General features: G+C 47.9%; 17 protein-coding genes and 1 pseudogene. 11 read left to right on the top strand and 7 right to left on the bottom strand.

What is annotated here, in order from left to right:
• Window positions 1-8: 8 nt before the first annotated feature.
• The 5 genes and pseudogenes from L5M29_RS18685 to L5M29_RS18665 form a co-directional block, all read right to left on the bottom strand.
• Window positions 9-1,192, bottom strand: a protein-coding gene (locus tag L5M29_RS18685; RefSeq protein WP_263169405.1) for an IS3 family transposase whose coding sequence is annotated in 2 segments (ribosomal slippage) — window positions 9-934 and window positions 934-1,192 — 1,185 coding nt in all. Because the reading frame shifts where the segments join, the coding sequence is not laid out codon by codon here.
• 72 nt (window positions 1,193-1,264) lie between these two features.
• Window positions 1,265-1,672 (bottom strand): annotated as a pseudogene (locus L5M29_RS18680) (potassium channel family protein); the annotation flags it as partial.
• A gap of 32 nt (window positions 1,673-1,704) precedes the next feature.
• Complete coding sequence (locus tag L5M29_RS18675; RefSeq protein ID WP_131524531.1) at window positions 1,705-2,388, bottom strand: response regulator transcription factor; 684 nt, start codon at window positions 2,386-2,388, stop codon at window positions 1,705-1,707.
• Window positions 2,389-3,435 carry a PAS domain-containing sensor histidine kinase gene (locus L5M29_RS18670; RefSeq protein WP_263169404.1) on the bottom strand — a complete coding sequence of 349 codons (1,047 nt, stop codon included), beginning with the start codon at window positions 3,433-3,435 and terminating at the stop codon, window positions 2,389-2,391.
• Window positions 3,436-3,718: 283 nt separating this feature from the next.
• Window positions 3,719-4,642, bottom strand: a complete 924-nt coding sequence (locus L5M29_RS18665; protein ID WP_263169403.1) for a pirin family protein — start codon at window positions 4,640-4,642, stop codon at window positions 3,719-3,721.
• Between the two features lie 584 nt (window positions 4,643-5,226).
• Between L5M29_RS18665 and L5M29_RS18660 the strand changes: the two genes are divergently transcribed.
• The 7 genes from L5M29_RS18660 to L5M29_RS18630 all read left to right on the top strand — a co-directional run bounded on the left by L5M29_RS18660 (window position 5,227) and on the right by L5M29_RS18630 (window position 13,095).
• Complete coding sequence (locus tag L5M29_RS18660; RefSeq protein WP_287478759.1) at window positions 5,227-6,900, top strand: sensor histidine kinase; 1,674 nt, start codon at window positions 5,227-5,229, stop codon at window positions 6,898-6,900.
• Window positions 6,894-7,625 (top strand): LytR/AlgR family response regulator transcription factor, encoded by a 732-nt coding sequence (locus L5M29_RS18655; RefSeq protein ID WP_173497261.1) that lies wholly within the window; start codon window positions 6,894-6,896, stop codon window positions 7,623-7,625. Before L5M29_RS18660 ends, L5M29_RS18655 begins: the two co-directional genes overlap by 7 nt.
• A 107-nt stretch (window positions 7,626-7,732) precedes the next feature.
• On the top strand, window positions 7,733-8,977 hold the full coding sequence (locus L5M29_RS18650) for an MFS transporter (protein ID WP_263169402.1): 1,245 nt from the start codon (window positions 7,733-7,735) through the stop codon (window positions 8,975-8,977).
• Window positions 8,978-9,111: 134 nt separating this feature from the next.
• Window positions 9,112-9,849, top strand: a complete 738-nt coding sequence (locus L5M29_RS18645; RefSeq protein WP_263169401.1) for a sulfite exporter TauE/SafE family protein — start codon at window positions 9,112-9,114, stop codon at window positions 9,847-9,849.
• Window positions 9,850-9,983: 134 nt separating this feature from the next.
• Window positions 9,984-10,448 (top strand): NlpC/P60 family protein, encoded by a 465-nt coding sequence (locus tag L5M29_RS18640; RefSeq protein ID WP_006083761.1) that lies wholly within the window; start codon window positions 9,984-9,986, stop codon window positions 10,446-10,448.
• Window positions 10,449-10,507: 59 nt separating this feature from the next.
• Window positions 10,508-11,971, top strand: coding sequence for an MFS transporter (locus tag L5M29_RS18635; protein WP_263169400.1), 1,464 nt, complete (start codon window positions 10,508-10,510; stop codon window positions 11,969-11,971).
• Between the two features lie 92 nt (window positions 11,972-12,063).
• Window positions 12,064-13,095, top strand: a complete 1,032-nt coding sequence (locus tag L5M29_RS18630) for a LacI family DNA-binding transcriptional regulator (RefSeq protein WP_131524537.1) — start codon at window positions 12,064-12,066, stop codon at window positions 13,093-13,095.
• Between the two features lie 114 nt (window positions 13,096-13,209).
• Here L5M29_RS18630 and gtfA read toward each other — a convergent pair whose 3' ends face one another.
• Entirely contained in the window at window positions 13,210-14,688 is a 1,479-nt protein-coding gene (gene gtfA, locus L5M29_RS18625; protein WP_263169398.1) for a sucrose phosphorylase, read from the bottom strand.
• Window positions 14,689-14,949: 261 nt separating this feature from the next.
• On the opposite strand from gtfA, the gene L5M29_RS18620 reads away from it, so the two are divergent.
• From L5M29_RS18620 to mog, 4 genes are all read left to right on the top strand, one after another.
• Window positions 14,950-16,170, top strand: a complete 1,221-nt coding sequence (locus L5M29_RS18620) for an MFS transporter (RefSeq protein ID WP_263169396.1) — start codon at window positions 14,950-14,952, stop codon at window positions 16,168-16,170.
• Between the two features lie 278 nt (window positions 16,171-16,448).
• Window positions 16,449-18,845 carry a TonB-dependent receptor domain-containing protein gene (locus tag L5M29_RS18615; RefSeq protein WP_263169395.1) on the top strand — a complete coding sequence of 799 codons (2,397 nt, stop codon included), beginning with the start codon at window positions 16,449-16,451 and terminating at the stop codon, window positions 18,843-18,845.
• Window positions 18,846-18,964: 119 nt separating this feature from the next.
• The gene (locus L5M29_RS18610; RefSeq protein WP_263169394.1) at window positions 18,965-19,924 is read left to right on the top strand and encodes a carbohydrate kinase family protein; all 960 of its coding nucleotides are present in this window, start codon (window positions 18,965-18,967) and stop codon (window positions 19,922-19,924) included.
• Between the two features lie 254 nt (window positions 19,925-20,178).
• Window positions 20,179-20,712, top strand: coding sequence for a molybdopterin adenylyltransferase (gene mog, locus L5M29_RS18605; RefSeq protein ID WP_105250920.1), 534 nt, complete (start codon window positions 20,179-20,181; stop codon window positions 20,710-20,712).
• 71 nt (window positions 20,713-20,783) lie between these two features.
• Here mog and L5M29_RS18600 read toward each other — a convergent pair whose 3' ends face one another.
• Window positions 20,784-21,032, bottom strand: coding sequence for a hypothetical protein (locus tag L5M29_RS18600; protein ID WP_106648667.1), 249 nt, complete (start codon window positions 21,030-21,032; stop codon window positions 20,784-20,786).
• Window positions 21,033-21,066 lie beyond the last annotated feature (34 nt).

The following is a 21,066-nucleotide window of genomic DNA, read 5'->3' as shown; positions in this document are numbered from 1 at the left end:
TGTAGTGGTCAACTAAATTTGGCCACAGCTTTAGAATCTTCCCAAAATCTTCGCTCTGATTCATTTGGGCTCAATCCTGCATTGTAATGATGTGGCCTGACTTCACAGTAATAACCAATGATGTAATCAGTCACATCTTGTTTAGCTTCGCTAAAACTCTTGTAGCCTTGGGTCGGGATCCATTCCGTTTTTAAACTCCTGAAAAATCGCTCCATTGGCGCATTATCCCAGCAGTTACCGCGACGGCTCATGCTCTGGGTGATTTGATATTTCCACAGCCGTTGACGGTATTTCAGGCTGGTATAATGGCAGCCTTGATCGGAGTGGAATATCAGGTTTTTAGGCTTCCCTCGTGATTCAAATGCCATTTCTAACGCTTTTACCGTTAACTCAGTATCCGGTGAAAATGACATCGCCCAACCAATGGCCTTTCTCGAAAATAAATCCAGCACAACCGCTAAATAGCACCAACGATTACCCGCCCAAATATACGTCACATCGCCGCACCAAACGGTGTTAGGTTCGACAACTGCAAATTGCCGTTTAAGTGCATTAGGGATTGTCACATGCTCATTTTCAGCCTTTTTATAGCGGTGTCTAGGTTGTTGGCAACTCACTAATCCGAGCTTTTTCATTAACCGAGTCGCCCGATAACGACTTAACGTAAAGCCACGTTCAGAGGCGATTGTTGCGATACTTCTCGCCCCTGCAGATTGCTTGCTTTCAGCATGTATTGCTTTRATTTCACATTCTAAACGCCGCTGCTCAGGTGTCACCACAAGCTCACAGCTTGCCCAATAACGGTAGCTACTCCGGTTCACGTTGAATACGTGGCATAACACTGAAATAGGATATTTATTGCTCTGATTGAGTTTCTCGATTATCGAGAATTGTTCAGCGAGTCCGACATCAATAGAGCGGTAGCCTTTTTTAGGATTTCTTTCTCGAGATTAATTCGTTCAATTTCGCGTTTTAGCGCCCTGATTTCAATCTGCTCAGGTGTCATGGGGGAGGCTTTAGGTGCAAGCCCTTGGCGCTCAATCTGAAGCAGTGTTACCCACTTACTGACCGTCGATTTCCCCACGTTCATGGCTTTTGCCGCCGCTTCTTGTGTGTAACCTTGATCAACGACTAATTGAGCGGTTTCGAGCTTAATGGCTGCGCTATATCGAGCACGTTTACTTTTATTCATGTTGTCACCTAAATGGGTTATGAGAGGATCATAACATTTCTTATTAGGTGGCCAAATTCACTATGCCACTACAACCATAGGATAGTTGAGTGACTGGGCGACACGTATGCCCATTTCTTCCTCTGGATGTATGATGCGGGCGACGCCGAGTTTAGAGACGATAGTGTGATGGGCTTTAGTGCTGGCCTTGACCCAAATGACTTCTACGCCTAGATTCTTGAGCGCCAAGGTGCACAGCAAACTTGATTGCATATCTTCGCCAATTGCGACCAGAACGGCTTCACTGTTTGCGAGGTCTAGCTCACGAAGTGCGGCTTCGTCGGAACAATCACAAATAACCGCTTCGGTTAAGTCTTCTACGTATTTTTCCACCATTTTAGGGTCACTATCCACGCCAGTGACCGTGTGGCCTAAGTGGATCAATTCTAGGCTAGCGGCGACACCAAATCGCCCTAAGCCAATAACGGTAAAATGTGCCATTAAAATATCCTTTTCTATTTTATAACAAATGCTTATCTATTGTTTGTTAAGCGATAACCTAGGCCCGCTTCTGTCTTAATGAGCTGCTGCTCGCTGCTGTCATTGAGTTTTTTACGTAACTGACTGACTAAGATCCGCAGATAATGACTGTCTTCTTGATGGGTTTTACCCCAAATATCCCGCAGTAATTCAGTTTGTTTAACGAGCTGACCAGGGTGAGACATTAAGGTCTCCATCAGGGCAAACTCCTTTTTGGTTAAGGCGATTTCTTGCTGATCGAGCCAAAGCTGGTGGGTACTTTTTTGCAACTTAAGTGCGCCAAACTGCAGTAAATCACTTAATGGCGGTTCATCGACTAAGTCGCGGACTAAAACCTTGATGCGAGCGATTAACTCCCTGATCCCAAATGGCTTGCTGAGATAGTCATTGGCGCCAGCTTCCAAAAGACGAATTTTTTCTTCCTCTTGATCGCGGGCGGTTAAGATAAGCACTGGCACTTTGTCACTCTGACGTAGGGTTTGCAGCAAGCTGATGCCATCACCATCGGGTAGGCCAAGATCGAGCACTAACACATGTGGCTGCTGCGCATGATATTGGGCGAGGGCAGAGGCAATCGAGGCGGCGCCATGATATTCGAATCCTTCCGCTTCTAACGATATCCGCATAAAAGTGTGGATTTGCGCTTCGTCATCGACAACTAGCACCTTATAAGCCATTTATTCCTCTCCCTTTTTTATCGGCAATGCGATACGAATAAGGCTGCCATGAGCGACAGGTTCTGCGCTGATCTGGCCACCATGGGCGGTAATTATCCCCTTAGCAACAGCAAGCCCAAGGCCCGAGCCGCTATCGGTTGAGGGGTGTTGGCGATAAAAGAGTTCAAAAATTGCCTGCGCTTGAGCGGGTTCTATGCCAAGACCCTCATCTTGGATATCTAACAGTAACACATCGCCCTGCTGATACGCCTTTACTATGACTTGCTTATCAGAAGGCGAATAGCGCAGCGCATTATCCAATACATTAAAAATAGCTTGCTCAATCAATGAGCTGCATATCATCAGTGACGGTAGATCGGCGTCACTCTTGATGATAATACGCGGCTGCGTGGCTGGAAAACGGGCAATAGCTTGGTGCAATACATTCATTATGGCGTCTTCACTCAAGCTAAACTTGAGTGCGCCGTGTTGTAACTTAGTGGCTTGCAGCAGGTTTTCGATATATTGGTGCAGGCGATGGCTTTCGGCCGCCGCGCTATCAATCAGCTCATCCTTTTGGTCTGGGCTGAGCTTAGGCATGTATTCCTTTAGGGTGGTGAGCGTGCCTATGATAGTGGCGAGTGGGGTGCGTAAATCGTGGGAAACCGACAGCAAAATACTGTTGCGTAACTGAGCTTGTTCGAGAGCATCTTGCTGACGTCGATAGTGTTCGGCTAATTTGCTGGTGGTGAGGGCGACAAGCAGAAACACACTGAGATTGAGAATGTCCTCAAGATTAAACATCTGGAGTGAATAACGTGGTGTGGTAAATAGAAAATTAAAGCTGGTCGCCTCAAATACTGCCGCAAAATAGGCCAAGTTGGCGTTGCATTGTAGGGCTACGGCCACTACGGCCAATTGTAAAATCAGCAGTACGGCGATAGTCGAGTTTGAAAAGTGATCGATAAAGGCGCTACTGAAAATGGCCGTCACTAGCACTATGAAGGTAAATAAAGTCGGGTGCGAACGCCAGTATTGTGTCATGGGAGCCGCTATGGATGAAGTCATGAATAGAAAGACGCATATAAAGAAAGTGCCTGTACTTTAGCAAAGGCACTTTAAGATAGCGCGTAAAAATGTCGTAAAATTTGTAACCTTGTGAGTGGCTTAGCTTGCACTCAGCTTAGAAAACTCGAGCTTGTTCACATCACACTTTGGGTAAATGATAAGGCTTACCGCATACACTCATGTTGTAAGCCTTAACCTAGGCGCAGGCCATTACGTAAGATGCCAAAGTGCCTATCCAACCACTAACCCTGAGTCATTGACCCGCCCGTCATTGAGCTAAGCATCACCAAGGTATTGGTGGGGGCACTAAGCGTTTGCCACTATAGCCAGTAACGGCGGCGAAGCGGGGATCTTCGGCTTCCCAATCTGCCTGTGCTTTGACTATTTCATCTTTGCTATGGCCAACAAAGTTCCACCAAATGCTGACAGGATCAGCCAATGGCGCGCCGCCAATCAGCAGTATGCGACAACCCGCCTCGAGTTTTATGGTGATGGTTTCGCGTAGCATGCCAAGGTAGGCGAGGTGGTTATTATCAAAACTGTCATCCTCGATTTGGAAGCGGCCTTCCAGTGGCATGAGGGCATATTCGAAACTAGGGTCGAGATTCAGAGTGAGTTCAGCGTCATGGGCGGCAAACAGATCTATGGCAACGATAGGTGAGAAGTGTAATGGGGGCGCCTGTTTATGATGCCAATTGCCAATCAGTAGGGTGAATTCGATATTCGCTTCGAGCCAAGTCGGCAGCTCTGGGTAGTGATCGAATCTCGGAGTGGTATCTTTGTGTTCCAGTGGTAAGGCAATCCATAGTTGGGCTGCGTGCATAGTGTGATGGCCCGCTATCGACTCTTCGGTGTGGGCTATGCCGTGTCCGGCTGTCATCAGGTTAACTTGTTTTGGGCGGATCACTTGAGCACTGCCGAGGCTGTCCCTGTGCATGATTTCGCCTTCGAGCATCCAAGTAAAGGTTTGCAATCCAATGTGTGGATGTTGGCCGACGTTTAATTGCGGGCCGTCGGTGATTGGGCCAATATGGTCGAGAAAGCACCAAGGGCCGATAAGGCGGCGCTCTTTTTGTGGAATAGCCCGTGCGACAGGTATGCCGCCGACATCACTGATTCTTGGGGCAATCCGTTGAGCTTGAATGCGGCCATTTTCAATAGGACATTCCTTAGGGCCACCATAAAACTGTGCTTGTAGTTCACTCATGTTCGCTCCTTATTCCATTACTAGGGCATGCTCAGTTCAGTTTGGCTCGGTTCAGTGCTGCTAAGTGTGAACCTAGAATCTCGCATGGGGGTGATCTCATCTTGCATTCGAGCCGAAGGTTTTAGCTTCGGGTATTCCGGTCGATTTTGCAAATTGTGGCAGTGACCTGATAGAGGGCAACTGCACTTTTTAGTGGTTAACTTAACGTGTTTTAGGATCTTCAAATTGTCCTTCGATACGCTTTGATAGCCTAATTCAAGTACGAATGTGTGACTGAGCCCGCGTGAATGGGACTTTTATCTGTCCTTTACTTTAGCAAGCCTGTATTTATGTGGGCATTAGCGTTTGATGTTTTACTCGAGCCTAAATACGAGTGTTTGACAAGTTTGGGGCTCGGTGATTTTTATCATCCATGTCTTACGTTGGATCTGCAAAATCGAGTCTATCTTTTATGGGAGCTTGTGTTGGCGGCAAAGCCTGTCTTCACCCTAATCCATTCAGCGTACAGGCTTAACACTCATAAATATATCATTGGTAAATATAACGTTGGGCTGTGATTCAGCGTAATAGATCAAGGAGAAAGCGTGCTCGAAAATCAAATGATGTTACTGGCGGTATTTGAACGGGCGGCCTTGATGCTGATGACCTTGTTCTTTTTAACTCGCACTCGACCGTTTCAGCGTTTATTCCAAAAGCGTAATCATACCCCCGCAGAGTTAGTTTCTGTGGCGGCGATATTTTGCTTATTTGCGGTATTTAGTACTTATACCGGCATTGAGGTTGAAGGCGCGTTGGTTAACGTGCGGATTATCGCAATTATTTCTGGCGGGATTCTATTTGGCCCTTGGGTTGGTATTCCTGCGGGCGTGCTGTCGGGGCTGCATAGATATTTGATTGATATGGATGGTGATACCTCTATTCCGTGTTTAATCGCCAGCATTATTGCCGGCCTTATGGCGACGTGGATTTATTACAAATGTCCCAAATCTAAGTTGTGGATTTATGGCATTGCGGCGGGCATGTTGTGCGAAACGCTGACTATGTTGTTGATTTGGTTGCTGACAGAGCCACACGAGGTGGGCGTTGAGATTGTGAGTCATATTGCCTATCCCATGATTGCGGGCACTGTGTGTATCGGACTGATTATCAAGCTAGTGCAGGACCTCGACGATGAGAAAGAGTTGATTGCCGCTAAGCAGGCCAAGCTCGCGCTGGATATTGCCAATAAAACCTTACCCTTTTTCCGCAAGATTGACCGCCATGCCTTAGAGCAAGTGTGCGCTGTGATCCGTAATGAAATCCATGCCGATGCCGTGGCGATTACCGATACTCGCGATGTGTTGGCCTATATGGGCGTTGGTAAAGATTACTACGAGGTCGATGGTCATCAAGCGATTAGCGAAATGACTCAAAGGGCGATAGAGCAAGATCAAAACATTATTAACAATGACTTACGCCAATATCATTTATCGGATTTTCATTCGGTCATCATAATCCCGCTGCGCGAAAACGGCACTGTGAGTGGCACGTTGAAGATTTACTATCGCAATACCTATCGTATCACTAGCTCGTTGCGGGAGATGGCTGTGGGATTGTCGCAGCTAATTTCTACCCAGATGGAAGTGTCGCGTATCGAACAACTACAAGAGATGACCCGCAAGGCGGAGTTTACGGCGTTGCAGAGCAAGATTAATCCACATTTTTTATTTAATGCCCTCAATGCGATTTCTTCTTTGATCCGTATTCGGCCACAGCAGGCGCGACAGTTGATTGCTAATCTGGCCGATTATCTGCGCTATAACTTGGCTAAAGGCGATGAGCTGATTGATATCCAAGAAGAAGTGAAACAAGTCCGTGATTATGTGGCGATTGAGCAGGCGCGTTTTGGCGACAAGCTTGAAGTGATCTTCGATGTCGACGATGTGCATTTTTGTGTACCTTGCCTCTTGTTACAGCCGCTGGTGGAAAACGCGATTTTGCACGGCATTCAGCCGCGCAGTGCACCGGGTAGAGTGACGATAGAAGTGAAAAAACTCGATGCAGGTATTCGCGTCGCCGTGCGCGATACTGGCTATGGGATCCGCCAAGAGGTGATTGATGGCGTAGCTGCTGGCCGCGTAGAAAGCAGCAGTATTGGGCTGATGAATGTGCACCAGAGAGTGAAGTTATTGTACGGCGAAGGGCTGCAGCTTAAACGGCTCGAGCCGGGGACTGAAGTCAGTTTTTACTTACCGGAAAATGAGGCGCAAGTATGTTAAAAGCCATCATAGTTGAAGATGAATATCTTGCCCGTGAGGAGCTAGAGTATTTAGTGAAGAGCCACAGTGAGATAGACATAGTGGCTAGCTTCGAGGATGGCTTAGAGGCCTTTAAATATTTGCAGGATCACGAGGTTGATGTGGTGTTTTTGGATATCCAAATTCCGTCCATCGATGGCCTACTGTTGGCGAAGAATCTGCATAAATCGACCCATCCACCCCATGTGGTGTTTGTCACTGCCTATAAAGAATTTGCAGTAGAAGCGTTTGAGCTCGAAGCCTTCGATTATATTCTCAAGCCTTACAATGAACCGCGGATCATCAGCTTATTGCAGAAGATTGAACAGGTGGGGCGGCAAGCACCAAAGCCACAACATGAGGTCGCGAGTAACACTAGTCGAACCGTGAATTTAGTCAAAGGTGAGCGGATTATCGTCACGCCCTGCGAGCAAATTTATTATGCCGAGGCCGATGAAAAACTGACCTATGTCTACACCCGCACTGACCGTTATGTGATGCAGATGACCATCAGTGAGTTTGTCAGTCGTTTGCCTGCTGAAGGTTTTTTTCGCTGTCACCGTTCCTATTGCGTCAATATCAACAAGATCCGCGAAATCGTGCCTTGGTTCAATAGCACTTACCTGATTAGGTTGCATGATTTGTCGTTCGAGGTGCCCGTTAGCCGTAGTAATATTAAGGCTTTTCGACAGCTGATGAGGCTGTAATTGTCATTCATTCCTGCAGATCTGTATTTCATGCCTTAATTGATCGGCGCGAATGGCATCTCTCTTATAGTGGACTCAATTCCTGATCCCCTAAAGCGAGATGCATCATGACTAAAGAGATGAACCGTACTCGGTACCTGACCTTAGTTGGTACTATTATCACCCAGTTTGCACTCGGCTCAGTTTACACTTGGAGCCTGTTCAATGCGCAGTTGGCCGCTAAGCTCGACGAGCCTGTCAGCCAAGTGGCGTTTGTATTTGGTTTGCTGAGTTTGTCTTTGGCCGTGGCTTCTTCCATGGCGGGCAAATTACAGGAACGCTTCGGCGTACGTAATGTCACCTTAGGCGCAGGCCTGTTACTCGGGCTGGGATTTTTACTCACTGCCCAAGCCAGTAACTTAATGATGCTTTATCTGTGTGCTGGGATTTTAGTGGGCTTTGCCGATGGCACTGGCTACTTAATGACTTTATCTAACTGCGTGAAGTGGTTCCCCGAACGCAAAGGGCTGATTTCGGCGTTAGCGATTGGCGCTTATGGTCTAGGTAGCCTTGGATTTAAGTACATCAACGTGCTGTTACTCGAAAATACTGGCCTTGAAACCACCTTCCAACTTTGGGGATTAATCGCCATGGCGCTGGTGTTATGTGGCGGCATGTTGATGAAAGATGCGCCTGCACAATCAGCCGCAAGTCAGCAGACCGAAAGCCGTGACTTCACCCTCGCTGAAGCCATGCGTAAGCCACAATACTGGATGCTGGCGCTGATGTTCCTGTCCGCCTGTATGAGTGGTTTGTATGTGATTGGTGTGGCTAAAGATATCGGCGAGAAAATGGTAGACTTGCCTGTACTGGTCGCCGCCAATGCGGTTGCGGTAATTGCTATGGCGAACCTCAGTGGTCGTTTGGTGCTGGGTATCCTGTCGGACAAAATTCCTCGCATTCGGGTTATTTCACTGGCGCAGATCATCACTTTAGTCGGTATGGTGTTACTACTGTTTGTACCTTTGAATGCTAACCTGTTCTTCGTTGCCGTTGCCTGCGTTGCCTTTAGTTTTGGTGGCACTATCACTGTTTATCCCTCACTGGTGAGCGACTTCTTCGGCCTGAATAACCTGACTAAAAACTATGGGGTTATCTACTTAGGTTTTGGTGTCGGCAGTATTATCGGTTCGATTGTCGCCTCGTTATTTGGTGGCTTTATTGCGACCTTCAACGTGATTTTAGTGCTGCTGGTGGTGGCGTTAGTGATGTCATTAACCATACGTATGCCAGAGCCTAAAACCCCAGTGTCAGCCAAGAAAGCGACTAAGAGCACACCGCGCTTAGTGAACATGACGGCAGAATCGGCGTAAGCACAAAAACTTAGTCCGCCTTAGCCAAAAGCTAAAACAAAAATCCGCAGCCAAATGGTTACGGATTTTTTGCTTTTTTATCACCTCAACAACAGGTAACTTGATAGCCATAAAGCGTTATTCAGGATGTGTTGATGTTAACGGACCCTCTTTTTTGGTTAGTGGCGATACCCGCAGTCTTGATTACGGGGATTTCAAAATCCGGTTTTGCGGGTGGTGTGGGCGGCTTAACTGTCCCGCTGTTGGCGCTGGCCATTAGTCCTACCACAGCGGCGGCGCTTATGTTACCGCTGCTGATTTATATGGATTTTTTAAGCGTACGTTCTTGGTGGGGGCAACATAATCCGCGTCATTTATGGATATTATTGCCCGCGGCGATAGTGGGTATTTTTATCGCTTATCTGTTGTTTGATAGGTTGAATGAAGAATATCTACGGGCGATATTAGGCTGTGTGTCCCTCGGTTTTGGTTTGTATGGTTTGATTCTGGGGGATAAAACCCAAGCATCACCTTCACATCTAGTAGGGCGCTTGTGTGGCTTAACAGCAGGATTTACTAGCTTTGTTGCCCATGCGGGCGGGCCGCCACTCAATGCTTATTTATTGCCGCTGCGCTTGGCTAAGGCGGAGTTTTTAGCCACGGCTGTGGTGTTTTTTGCGGTGGTGAATTTGGTCAAGCTTGTCCCCTACAGTTTGCTTGGGCAGATTAACCAAGAGAATATTTTAGTTTCCCTGTTACTGGTGCCGCTGGCATGGTTAGGGGTAAAGCTAGGTTTGTTTATTCAAGATAAAATTAACGACAGGTTATTTAAACGCATCATCTTGATTTTAATGGTGCTGGTGGGCGTGCGTTTATTGTGGACGGCGTTATAGTTTTAAGCTTTGGGTTAGATTAGTCTGCTAGTGTGCGCGGGTGTTGGGGGGGGTATCCCCAGCCGCCCTGAATTTACCTGATAAAAACTCAAAATTACGTTACTGTGAAGTCTGCCTGCAATGAGTTTGAAGCTATGAAACGATTACTGATAGTTATCTTAGCCTTAGGCCTTGGCGCTTGTGCTAGCGCGCCAGAACCTAAGCCTGTGGTAAAGCAAGTTGAACCCGCCACGGTTTGGAACGATAGCAATATCTCCGAACTGCATTCTGAGTGGCGCGGTGTGCCCTATCGTTTAGGCGGTGGCACTAAGCGGGGCATAGATTGCTCGGCCTTTGTGTCGGTCGCCTATCAGAAGATGTTGGGTATGACGCTGCCGCGCACGGTTGAAGAACAGCAAGCCCTAGGGAAACCTGTGCCGAGAAATCAACTGCGCAAGGGCGACTTGGTATTTTTCAAGACAGGTTGGAGCACGCACCATGTCGGCATTTATGTGGGCGACGATAATTTTCTCCATGTTTCCACTAGCCAAGGGGTGAAGATTTCGAGCCTGCATAACAGTTATTGGGCGTCTAAGTATTGGAATGCAAGGCGAATTTAGCACATCTTCTTTATGCGCTTTCTTTTATGCACTTGGGCTGATGAGTTAGCGGAGACAATATGTCCTTAGAGCCTGCGTTATCCCAGAGTGACCCCTTACCGACTTCTGTTTTTCTCGCCATTTTCTCGGCAGTATTCTTGCCCATGTTTTTGGCGGCGGTCGATCAGACCTTACTCGCAACGGCGACGCCAGCCATAGTTGAAGATCTTGGCGGTCTGCGCCAAGCCTCGTGGATCACTATCGGCTATATGCTGGCGATGGCCGCTTCTGTGCCGATTTATGGCTGGTTAGGAGATAACTTCGGTCGCGCGAAAATCCTGATGATCGCCTTAGTGATTTTTGCACTGGGCTCTATCGTTTCGGCGAGTGCAGGCACTATGGATCACATGATCGCCGGACGTATCTTGCAGGGCATGGGCGGTGGCGGCTTGATGAGTTTGTCTCAATCCTTGATTGGTGAGTTAGTGCCCATTCGGCAGCGGGCGCGTTTCCAAGGCTATTTTGCCGCTATGTTTACCCTAGCGAGTGTTGGCGGCCCTGTGATTGGCGGTATTGTGGTGCATGCCTATTCGTGGCATTGGCTGTTTTGGGCGAATATTCCACTGGCTATGCTGGCCGTATGGCGGCTCAATGGCTTACATAAGCGCAGCGTTAAACCCGTTCGCCAAGGCAAGTTTGATTTAGTGGGCGTGGTCTTGTTTCCGGCTATTATCACCGCGCTGTTGTATTGGTTATCTATGGCGGGGCAAGAGTTTGCTTGGCTTTCTGTGACCAGCTTAGGCTTTGCCGTTTTTGTGGTGTTCGGCATTTTAGGCTTGTTATTGTGGGAGCGGCGATTGGCTAGCCCGTTTCTGCCGTTAGATTTACTGGCGAAGAAGGCCGTGTATATGCCACTGTTGACGGCGGCGTTGTTTGCGGCCTGTTTGTTTGCGATGATTTTCTTCCTGCCGATTTATCTGCAAGTGGGTTTACACACTAATCCTGCCAAAACCGGCTTGCTGCTCTTGCCTATGACCTTCGGTATTGTCACTGGCTCGACAATAGCTGGCCGACTGTTAAGCAAAGATGTGGCGCCTAAGTGGTTACCGACCTTTGGCATGAGCTTAGCTTTTATCGGCTTGTTATTGATTAGTTTTGTTCCGCCCAATGCCAATGTGATCGGCGGCTTAGGTGTATTGGTCGGAATAGGGCTAGGGACTGTGATGCCGAGTGTGCAGCTCGTGGTGCAGAGCGTGTCGGGCAAGGCGCGACTCAGCCAGATCACGGCTATGGTGTCGCTATGTCGTTCTATGGGCGCCGCTATCGGCACTGCGTTATTTAGTGTGCTGCTTTATAGTCTGCTGCCACTCAAGGGTTCAGAGCTTGGCATCGCCACCATTAAAACTCTGCCGACAGAGGTGGTGCATCACGCCTTCCAATATGGATTTATAGCCGCTGCGGGTGTGGCATTGTGCGCCGCGATAGTCGGTTTTTTATCCCCTGCGACGGCATTAAAAGATCATGATAGCGAAACTGCGCAGTAAGCCTAGATTTGCAGGTGCACGACCCATTTAAGCCGTGTACTATTTGCGCTGAGCCGTATTTTTGTGGCCTTATTCGATTCTAGGACATAAGCATGACAATAACAAAACACTGGACCCTAAAGAGCATAGCCAACGAGTTGGGTGTCTCTAATGCCACTGTGTCTAATGCGTTTAATCGCCCCGATCAATTATCGGAAAAACGTCGTAATGAAATTTTAGCGGCTTGCACTAAGTTGGGATATTTCGGGCCAAATAAAGCGGCTCAATCCCTACGTAAGGGCAAGTTCGATACTGTCGCCTTGGTGCTGTCGGACAGCGTGGAATACATGGTGTCCGATCCCGTCGCCAGTAAATTTATGAAGGGCGTAGCCTCTGTCTTGGAGCAAGAAAAACTCAATTTGCTGCTGTTTTCGGGCAGTTCAGACAGTGTAAATGCGGTAGCCGATTTTGTGGATGGTTTTATTTGTTATGGTCGCCCGCGCAACGCCCTGTTGGCCGAGCAGTTAAAGCAGGTAAAGAAAAAGGTCGTCACGGTCGATTTTGATATCCATCGCAATGCGTCTGTGAGCATAGACAATAAGTTAGCGGCCTATGAAGTGGCAAAACTGGCATTGCAGTCGCCAGCTGACAATGTGGCCATTTTGGGGCTACGTTTGCTCGATACCCACTTAACGTGCCGCGTGTATGATTTAAATTTGTTAGAAATCGATACCTCTGTTGCCCATCAAAGATTACAGGGTTACTTGCAAGCGATTGAAGAAGTGGGCGTTGTTCTGGGGCCGGACCGCATTTGGAATATCCCCGAGAGCAATGCCGACTATGCGGCGATAGCGGCAAAAGAAGCGCTGAACTCGACTCCGCGGCCGAATGTATTTTTATGTATGAGTGACTTAATCGCCTTGAGTGTGCTCGGTGAGGCGCAGGCCATGGGACTGAGTGTTCCCGAAGATGTGCGAGTAGTCGGGTTTGATGGCATAGATGAAGGTACACGTTCAAATCCGCCGTTAACGACCGTCTATCAATACTCTGAGCAGAAGGGCCGAAAAGCGGCGCAAATGTTTGTCAGTGATGCCGTGCATGCGGAAGTTTTGGGCTATGAATTACGCCTCGGTAAGAGCTGCTAATCGCTACATCTTTTAACTAAAAAAGGCGCATTCAATGCGCCTTTTTGCTATCTAAAAACTATGTCGCTTAGCTTGAACTTAAACCTAAGCTCAAGCCCGAACAGGAACGTAAACTTATGCTTGAGCCAACAGTTTTGATAACGACACTTGTGTCTCTTTACCTTGCTTATCTAAAAGGATGATTTGGCCATCTTTATTGGCAAAGTCGAGGGTGAGACTTGCCTGCGAATCAGCCGCTGTCCAAGATAAGGTTAACGTGCGTTCTGCTGATGCCATCGTAAATCGGCCATCGAAGGCTGGGCTGCTATTACGCAGTTTAATCAGTTGAGTCAGCGCCTTAACTACAGTTTTCTGTAACGCTTGTTGCACTTTTTCACGGTTCAAGTAAGGACGATTAATATCGCGACCGACATGGGTGTTGTTGAGCAGCGCCATATCGTTCGGGATTGCCAGCAGACCCGCGTAATACACCTGCGGAATCCCTGGTGCGAAAAACTGAATCGCCCGCGCCATCAAATAATCGAGGTCATTCTGGCCGAGTGCATCGTAATAGGTGCAGTTGATTTGATATAAATCGACGTTACTGGCGGCCGCGCCTGTGGCTTGAAGACTCTCGCCCTTACTGTTGCCATGTATGGTTTCAACCAGATTATCGATTTGATTTTCGGTCAATAATCCGCGCAAGCCATCCATAGGGCCGACGTCGATAATGCCGATGCCGTCGTGGGTGTCGAGTACGGTAATGCAGTTGCGCGGCGCCATTTCCAGCCAATGGGTCAAGGCTTGGCAATCTTGGCTAAACAGCGTATGCAAGATGAGTGGTGGCAGGGCGAAGTCGTACACCATATCGACCCGCTTGGCGATCTCGACCTGAGTCATGTGGTGCGAATGAATTTCGGCCAGCGTTGTCATGCCTAACGCATTGGCTTGCTTAGCTAACTTATCCACGAACTCGAAGGACTCTTCAATCATAAAGCAGCTAGTGCCGGGCTTTTTAATCGCATAACCCGCAGCATCTAAACGGATCAGATTCACTTTACTGTGGTCGAAACGCGCCAGTACTCGGTTTAAATAGTCTTTACCCGCGGCGGAATGAACGTCGATATCGATTTGATTGCGGGTAAAGGTAGTCCAAAACTCTTCGGTCGAGCCATCGGCTAAGGTGTAAGTGCTGAAGCAACTTCCCGGACGTGGACGATAGATAGCGGCTTGATCTTGCTCGCTTAACCCCTCAGGGAATACCTTGTCTTTGGTTAAAAATAAATCCCAGTAAGCCGATTGTTTGCCGTGCTTGAGTACGTCTTTAAATTCGGGCGACTCGGCGGACATGTGGTTAACGATAAGGTCGGCCATGATGTCGTAATCATCACCAATGCGTTTAACGTCATCCCAATTGCCTAAGCGTGAATCGACTTGCACATGGTCTATCGGATCGAAGCCTGCATCGCTGCCGTCAATGGGAAAATAGAAAGGCAAAAGATGTACGCCGCCGAATAGACCTTGCAGCTCGTCATCGAGCAGTGCTTTGAGCTCCTTGAGCCCTGCATTCGTAATTCTGTCGACATAGGTGATCAGTTGCACTTGGTTTTTCATACTTTGCCCACGCTTGAGTTGTCTTTTTAGAGTAAAGGTTTATGGCAATCCTTTAATTGATTGCACAACTAAACTTAATCGATTAAGTTGTATATTTAACCAATCTGAAACATTATTCAAGTGGTTTGTTGGATTTTTGAGTTAGTCTCAAGTTTTGGGGGAGGCTGGCTCACTGCTGTACACAAAAGCCGAAACCCTTTCAGCATGCTGTCACTGAGCAGCTGAGAGCGAGTAGGTATAATAACGATAAGGTGAAATGGTATGGTAAGTGATTCAAAAGGTTGCGATAACCGCAATCACACCCGTATTAGGGTACTCACATATTTAATGTTTTTCATGTTCGCTATGACCTCAGATGCCGTGGGTGTCATTATTCCAGAGTTGATATCCCAGTTTGGTTTGTCCATGTCGCAGGCCAGTGCTTTCCATTATATGCCGATGATTTTTATCGCGATAAGTGGACTATTTTTAGGCTTCTTGGCGGACAAGATTGGGCGTAAGTTAACCATTCTATTGGGGTTATTGTTATTCGCGCTCGCCTGTTTCATGTTCGCGCTGGGGGAATCGTTTTACTATTTCTTGTTCCTGCTCGCCTTTGTCGGCACGGCGATTGGCGTCTTTAAAACCGGCGCACTCGGGCTTATCGGCGATATCTCGACTTCCTCAAAACAGCATTCGAGCACTATGAATACGGTAGAGGGCTACTTTGGTGTCGGCGCTATGATAGGGCCAGCCATTGTTAGTTATTTACTGATCAGCGGCGTCTCTTGGAAGTATCTGTATTTTGGGGCGGGTTGCTTCTGTTTAGTGCTGTGTTGGTTAGCTTATCGGGCTGATTATCCGCAAATCAAACGTTCCTCGACGGATGCGATTAACCTTGCCAGCACCTTTAAGATGATGAAAAACCCTTATGCATTAGGGTTTTCACTCGCGATAGGTTTATATGTTGCCACCGAAGTGGCGATTTATGTGTGGATGCCGACCTTGCTGCAAAGTTATCAAGGCGATTACACCACATTGGCCGCTTATGCCCTGACGATCTTTTTTACCCTGCGTGCGGGTGGGCGCTTTTTAGGGGGCTGGGTGCTCGATCGCTTCCCTTGGCAGCAAGTGATGTTCTGGTTTAGCTTTGCGATAAGTGCTTGTTATCTTGGGTCTATGATCTACGGTATTGAGGCTGCGGTCATCTTACTACCCTTGTCTGGGCTGTTTATGTCCATGATGTACCCCACGCTCAATTCTAAGGGGATTAGCTGTTTTCCCGTAGATCAGCATGGCTCTGTGGCTGGGGTGATTTTGTTTTTTACTGCCGTGTCCGCCGCCGTTGGCCCCTTGTTGATGGGGTTCGTGGGCGATATCTTCGGCCATGTTAAATATGGCTTCTACCTTGCCACTGGTTTTGCCCTTTTGTTATGCCTCCTCAGCGGATTTAATCTCGTTAAAGATCCTGCCCGCCATTTGTTAACGGTTGAAGCGCACTAATTTGGACTGTGACAGGAAATATTTTTCTGTCACATTTCTTTAATTAATCAATACTTTGACCTAGTGCACCTAGAGTGCGAACCAAAACTGTGCAAAAAACGCACTTGCTTTTTGTTGTTAAGTTGCTAACTTGTTAACTTAATCGATTAAGTTGGTTCGGGGTTAAGTTCAATATGACCTTGAGCAATCACTAAGATGGTTCTTCGATTAATCACAATTCGGTAGAGGCAGCCATGGGGAGATAGGGCTGCATCTCAAATATGGGTGGGGACATAAAAATGATAAAAAGCACATCACAGAAATTCTTGTTAAGTACATTGGCCGTGTTGGTGAGTTCTCACCTTTGGGCTGCCGACGCACCACAACAGGAAGAAGCCAAGAAAGACGCGTTAGGTTTAGAAAGAATTACCGTGACTGGGGTTGCCCGCGGCACTCGTGTTATGGACTCGAGTGTGTCAGTCAGCAGCGTGTCACTGGCTGAGCTGGAAGTGAGCTCGCCACGTTCATCGGCCGAAGCATTCCGTATTATTCCGGGGATGAAGGTGGAGTCTACTGGTGGTGAAGGTAACGCTAACATTGCCGTGCGTGGTTTACCTGTGGCGTCTGGTGGTGCTAAGTTCCTGCAAATTCAAGAAGATGGTTTGCCAATCCTGCAGTTTGGCGATATCGCCTTCGGTAACGCAGACATCTTTTTACGCTTAGATTCAACAGTGCAAACCATTGAATCTATCCGTGGTGGCTCGGCATCGACTGCGGCCAGTAATGCGCCCGGTGGCATTATCAACGTAATCAGTAAAACGGGTACTTCGGATTCGGGCAGTGTGGCTACCACCTTAGGGCTGGATTACGATACCTTCCGTACCGACTTTGAATACGGCACTAGCATCAACGACAGCCTGCGTTTCCATGTGGGTGGTTTTGTGCGCACCGGTGAAGGCCCACGCGACGCTGGCTATAACGCCAACAAAGGCGGCCAGATCAAAGCCAACTTAACCAAAGAATTTGATAAAGGCTATGTTCGTCTGTATTTCAAACATTTAGATGATAAAAGCATTGGTTACTTACCTATGCCTATGTACTCAGATGGCAGTTCAATCCCAGGTTTTGATGCTAAATCCGATGCGATTCAATCCGCGTATTTCCAGTCAACCTTGAGCTTAGGTGCCGACGGAGAACGTCGCCGTGGCGATATGCGCGATGGCATGAATCCTGTAGTTAATTCTGTCGGCTTAGAAGCCTCCTTCGATTTAGGTAACGATTGGCAGGTCGAAAACCGTTTCCGTTTCTCCGATGTGAGCGGCAACTTCATCGCGCCATTCCCAGCCGAAGTGGCCAACGGTAGCGACATTGCCACCAGTATTGCTGGCACTGGCGCTAAGTTGATTTACGCCAATGGACCTAATGCGGGTAGTCAGATGGACGGTTTAGCCATGCGTATCAATACCTTTGATGTGCAGATGAATGACTTTGGCTCAATCGTAAACGATTTTAAATTGACTAAAACCTTCGACGATACCAGCGTGACCTTAGGCTATTACAATGCCACCCAAAACATCGGCATGAGTTGGATGTGGAACTCTTATCTGATGGAAGTCAAAGGCGATAATGCAGCGCTATTAGATGTGGTTGCCGCCGATGGCACTGCCTATTCTGACAATGGCCTCTATGGTTACGGCGTACCTTACTGGGGAAATTGTTGCCAACGTAATTACGATACCGACTACAGCATTAAAGCGCCTTATCTCGCGTTAGCCTCGAGTTTTGGTGACTTGTCGCTCGATGCCAGTGTGCGTTATGACAGTGGTGATGCCAGCGGTAACTACGCGGGTAGCGTGCAATCGCAAGTGGATATGAATCTCGATGGAGTGATTTCAATCCCTGAGCAGAGCGTGTCTTCTATCGATAATGCGAACCCTCAGCCAGTGAATTACGATTGGAGCTACACCTCTTACTCATTAGGTGCTAACTATCAATTTTCCAGTGACTTAGCCGCCTTTGGTCGCTTGAGCCACGGTGGCCGCGCCAATGCCGACCGTCTGTTATTTGGTAAGGTGCGTGCCGATGGTTCAGTGGCGAAGGAAGATGCGGTTGATATCGTTGACCAGTATGAGTTAGGTGTTAAGTACCGTTACGATGATCTGTCTGTGTTCGCGACGGCGTTCTACTCAGAAACCGAAGAGCAAAACTTTGAAGCCACAAGCCAACGTTTCTTCGACCGTAAGTACAAAGCCAAAGGTATCGAAATCGAGTCGGCCTATTTCATCGGTGACTTCGATTTTAGAGGCAACCTAACCTGGACCGATGCTGAGATTGCTAAAGATGCATTGACGCCAGAAGTGGTGGGTAATACCCCAAGAAGACAGGCTGACTTTATCTACTCTTTGATGGGCCGTTACAACTTTGACCAAGGTTCAGTGGGCGTTAACTTAATCGGTACCACGGATTCTTATGCTCAAGATAATAACGACTTAAGTTTCGACGGCTACAACCAAGTAAATGCCTTTGCAACTTACAATCTGACCGAAGCTATGAGTGTGTCTTTAAACGTCAACAACTTGTTTAATGTCACAGGTATTACTGAAGCGGAAGAAGGCTCAATCCCTGATAACAATATCATCCGTGCCCGTACCATTAATGGCCGCACCACAAGTGCGACGCTGAAATACGAGTTCTAAGCGGATCTTGCTACAGAAACTGTTTTTACAGAAAAAATGTTAAGCCCAAAACAGCCCATGGAAGTGGGCTTTTTGCCTGCTACAGAATACAGAATATAGAAAACAAAGTTGGAGTGAAAATGACGGTATTACTCAGTTTCGGTGAGGTGTTAGTAGACTTGCTGCCAACCGATGCCACGGGCAAGCATCATCAGCCGATTGCGGGTGGCGCGCCCGCCAATGTGGCCGTGGGTTACGCTAAACTCGGCGGTAAGAGTTATTTTGCCGGTGGCATCAGCGCCGACCATTATGGCGTTATGTTAAAGCAAGCCTTAGCGGATCAGGGGGTGGCGACCGATTATTTGGCCGAAGTGCCGGGCGCCGCTACCGCGACTGTGCTGGTGAATTTAGATGAACAGGGTGAACGTACCTTTGAGTTCAACCGAAATGGCACAGCCGATATGCGTTACAGCAATCAGCATTTTGACAATATCCCATGGCAGGGGATTGATATCTTTCACCTTTGCTCGAATACCTTTACCGAAACCGCCATCTTTAACACTAGCCTTTATGGCGCGCGTTGTGCCAATGCGTTCGCGACCTTAGTGAGCTTTGATGTGAACCTGCGTTTATCCCTGTGGCAAGACTTGTCCTTGCTGGCCGAGCGGGTTGAGCAGTGTTTCCGTTACACCCAAGTGCTGAAAATGAGCCGTGAAGAAGCGGACTATTTAGCGCTGGCGCGGGATAAGGGCTTTGAAGACTATTTGCAGTTTTGCCTCGCCCAAGGGGTTGAGGTGATTTTGGTTACCGATGGCGCCAACCCAGTGCAATGCATCACAGCGTTGCAAAGGTTTAGCGTACCTGTCCCCAAAATTTCTGCCGTCGATACCACGGCTGCAGGTGACAGTTTTATCTCAGGTTTTCTGTTCGCCTTAGGCTTAGATCTGCAATACGATTTAGGCAATTTGACCTTGAAACAAAGGCTCGAAAGCAAAGCGCACTTAGAGGCGGCGGTAGTGTTTGCAACACGCTGTGGCGCAATTACCTGCGGGCAAAAGGGCGCGTTTCCCTCCTTACCTACGTTGGCGCAGGTCAGCTAATCCTTACTGCATTAACGATAAAATCCAAGGTGGGCCTGATGAGTTTGCCTTGGATTTTTTGTCTTTTAGATTTTCCGCTTGCCATTTTTCAATAGCATAGCGCGAACCCCATCACGTTTTAGTCGCCCCTTTTCCTGAGCATTTATGCTATTTTAGCTGCGGCTTAAGGTCGAAGCTGTAGCGGCTTCTTCCATGCTTGATGTCGATATTTTTTATTTCGGCATGTTTCATTTCAACATCACTGGGGATTTCCTATGAGCAAAGCAAAAATCGGTATTGTGACGGTAAGCGATCGCGCCAGCGCGGGGATTTATGAAGATATCTCAGGCAAGGCGATTATCGACACACTCAACGACTACCTCACCAGCGAGTGGGAGCCGATTTATCAAGTGATCCCCGATGAGCAGGATGTGATTGAAGCGACGCTGATCAAAATGGCTGACGAGCAGGATTGCTGCTTGATTGTCACTACCGGCGGCACTGGCCCAGCGAAACGCGATGTTACCCCAGAAGCCACTGAAGCCGTCTGCGATCGCATGATGCCAGGCTTTGGCGAGTTGATGCGCGCCGAGTCATTGAAATTTGTCCCCACTGCCATTTTATCGCGCCAAACCGCAGGTTTGCGTGGCGATTCTTTGATTGTGAATTTACCCGGCAAGCCAAAATCGATTCGCGAATGTTTAGATGCCGTGTTCCCCGCCATTCCTTACTGTATCGACTTGATGGAAGGCCCGTATTTAGAGTGCAATGAGTCGGTTATCAAAGCATTCAGGCCTAAGGCTAAGTAAGCTTCTATCTAGCTTGTAAAACAATAAGGCCACTGAAATTCAGTGGCCTTATTGTTTTGTTCGTTTAGGGCTCATAACTGATTAATCTGTTGCTTTAGCTCGTACTCTGGCTCTGTCACGATTTTTTCAAGTACTTGTACTCGCTCGATCAGTGCTTGGTTTTGTAGGCTGAGTTGAGTCACTTTATCCTTAAGATGGCTATCGTCTGCGGCGCCTACTCCAAATTGGCGCGCTTTTAGATAGTGCTTAAGCATCTCAGTAGCACTCATTCCTATGATGAAGGTGACCATAATCACCATTAAGACATATTCGTTTTCCATAACAAACTCCCGTAGTTATTGAGGTTTTCAACTT

It is taken from the genome of Shewanella sp. SM95 (assembly GCF_025653595.1).
Taxonomy (GTDB): domain Bacteria; phylum Pseudomonadota; class Gammaproteobacteria; order Enterobacterales; family Shewanellaceae; genus Shewanella; species Shewanella oncorhynchi.
This window is presented reverse-complemented; position numbering and strand designations above follow the sequence as displayed.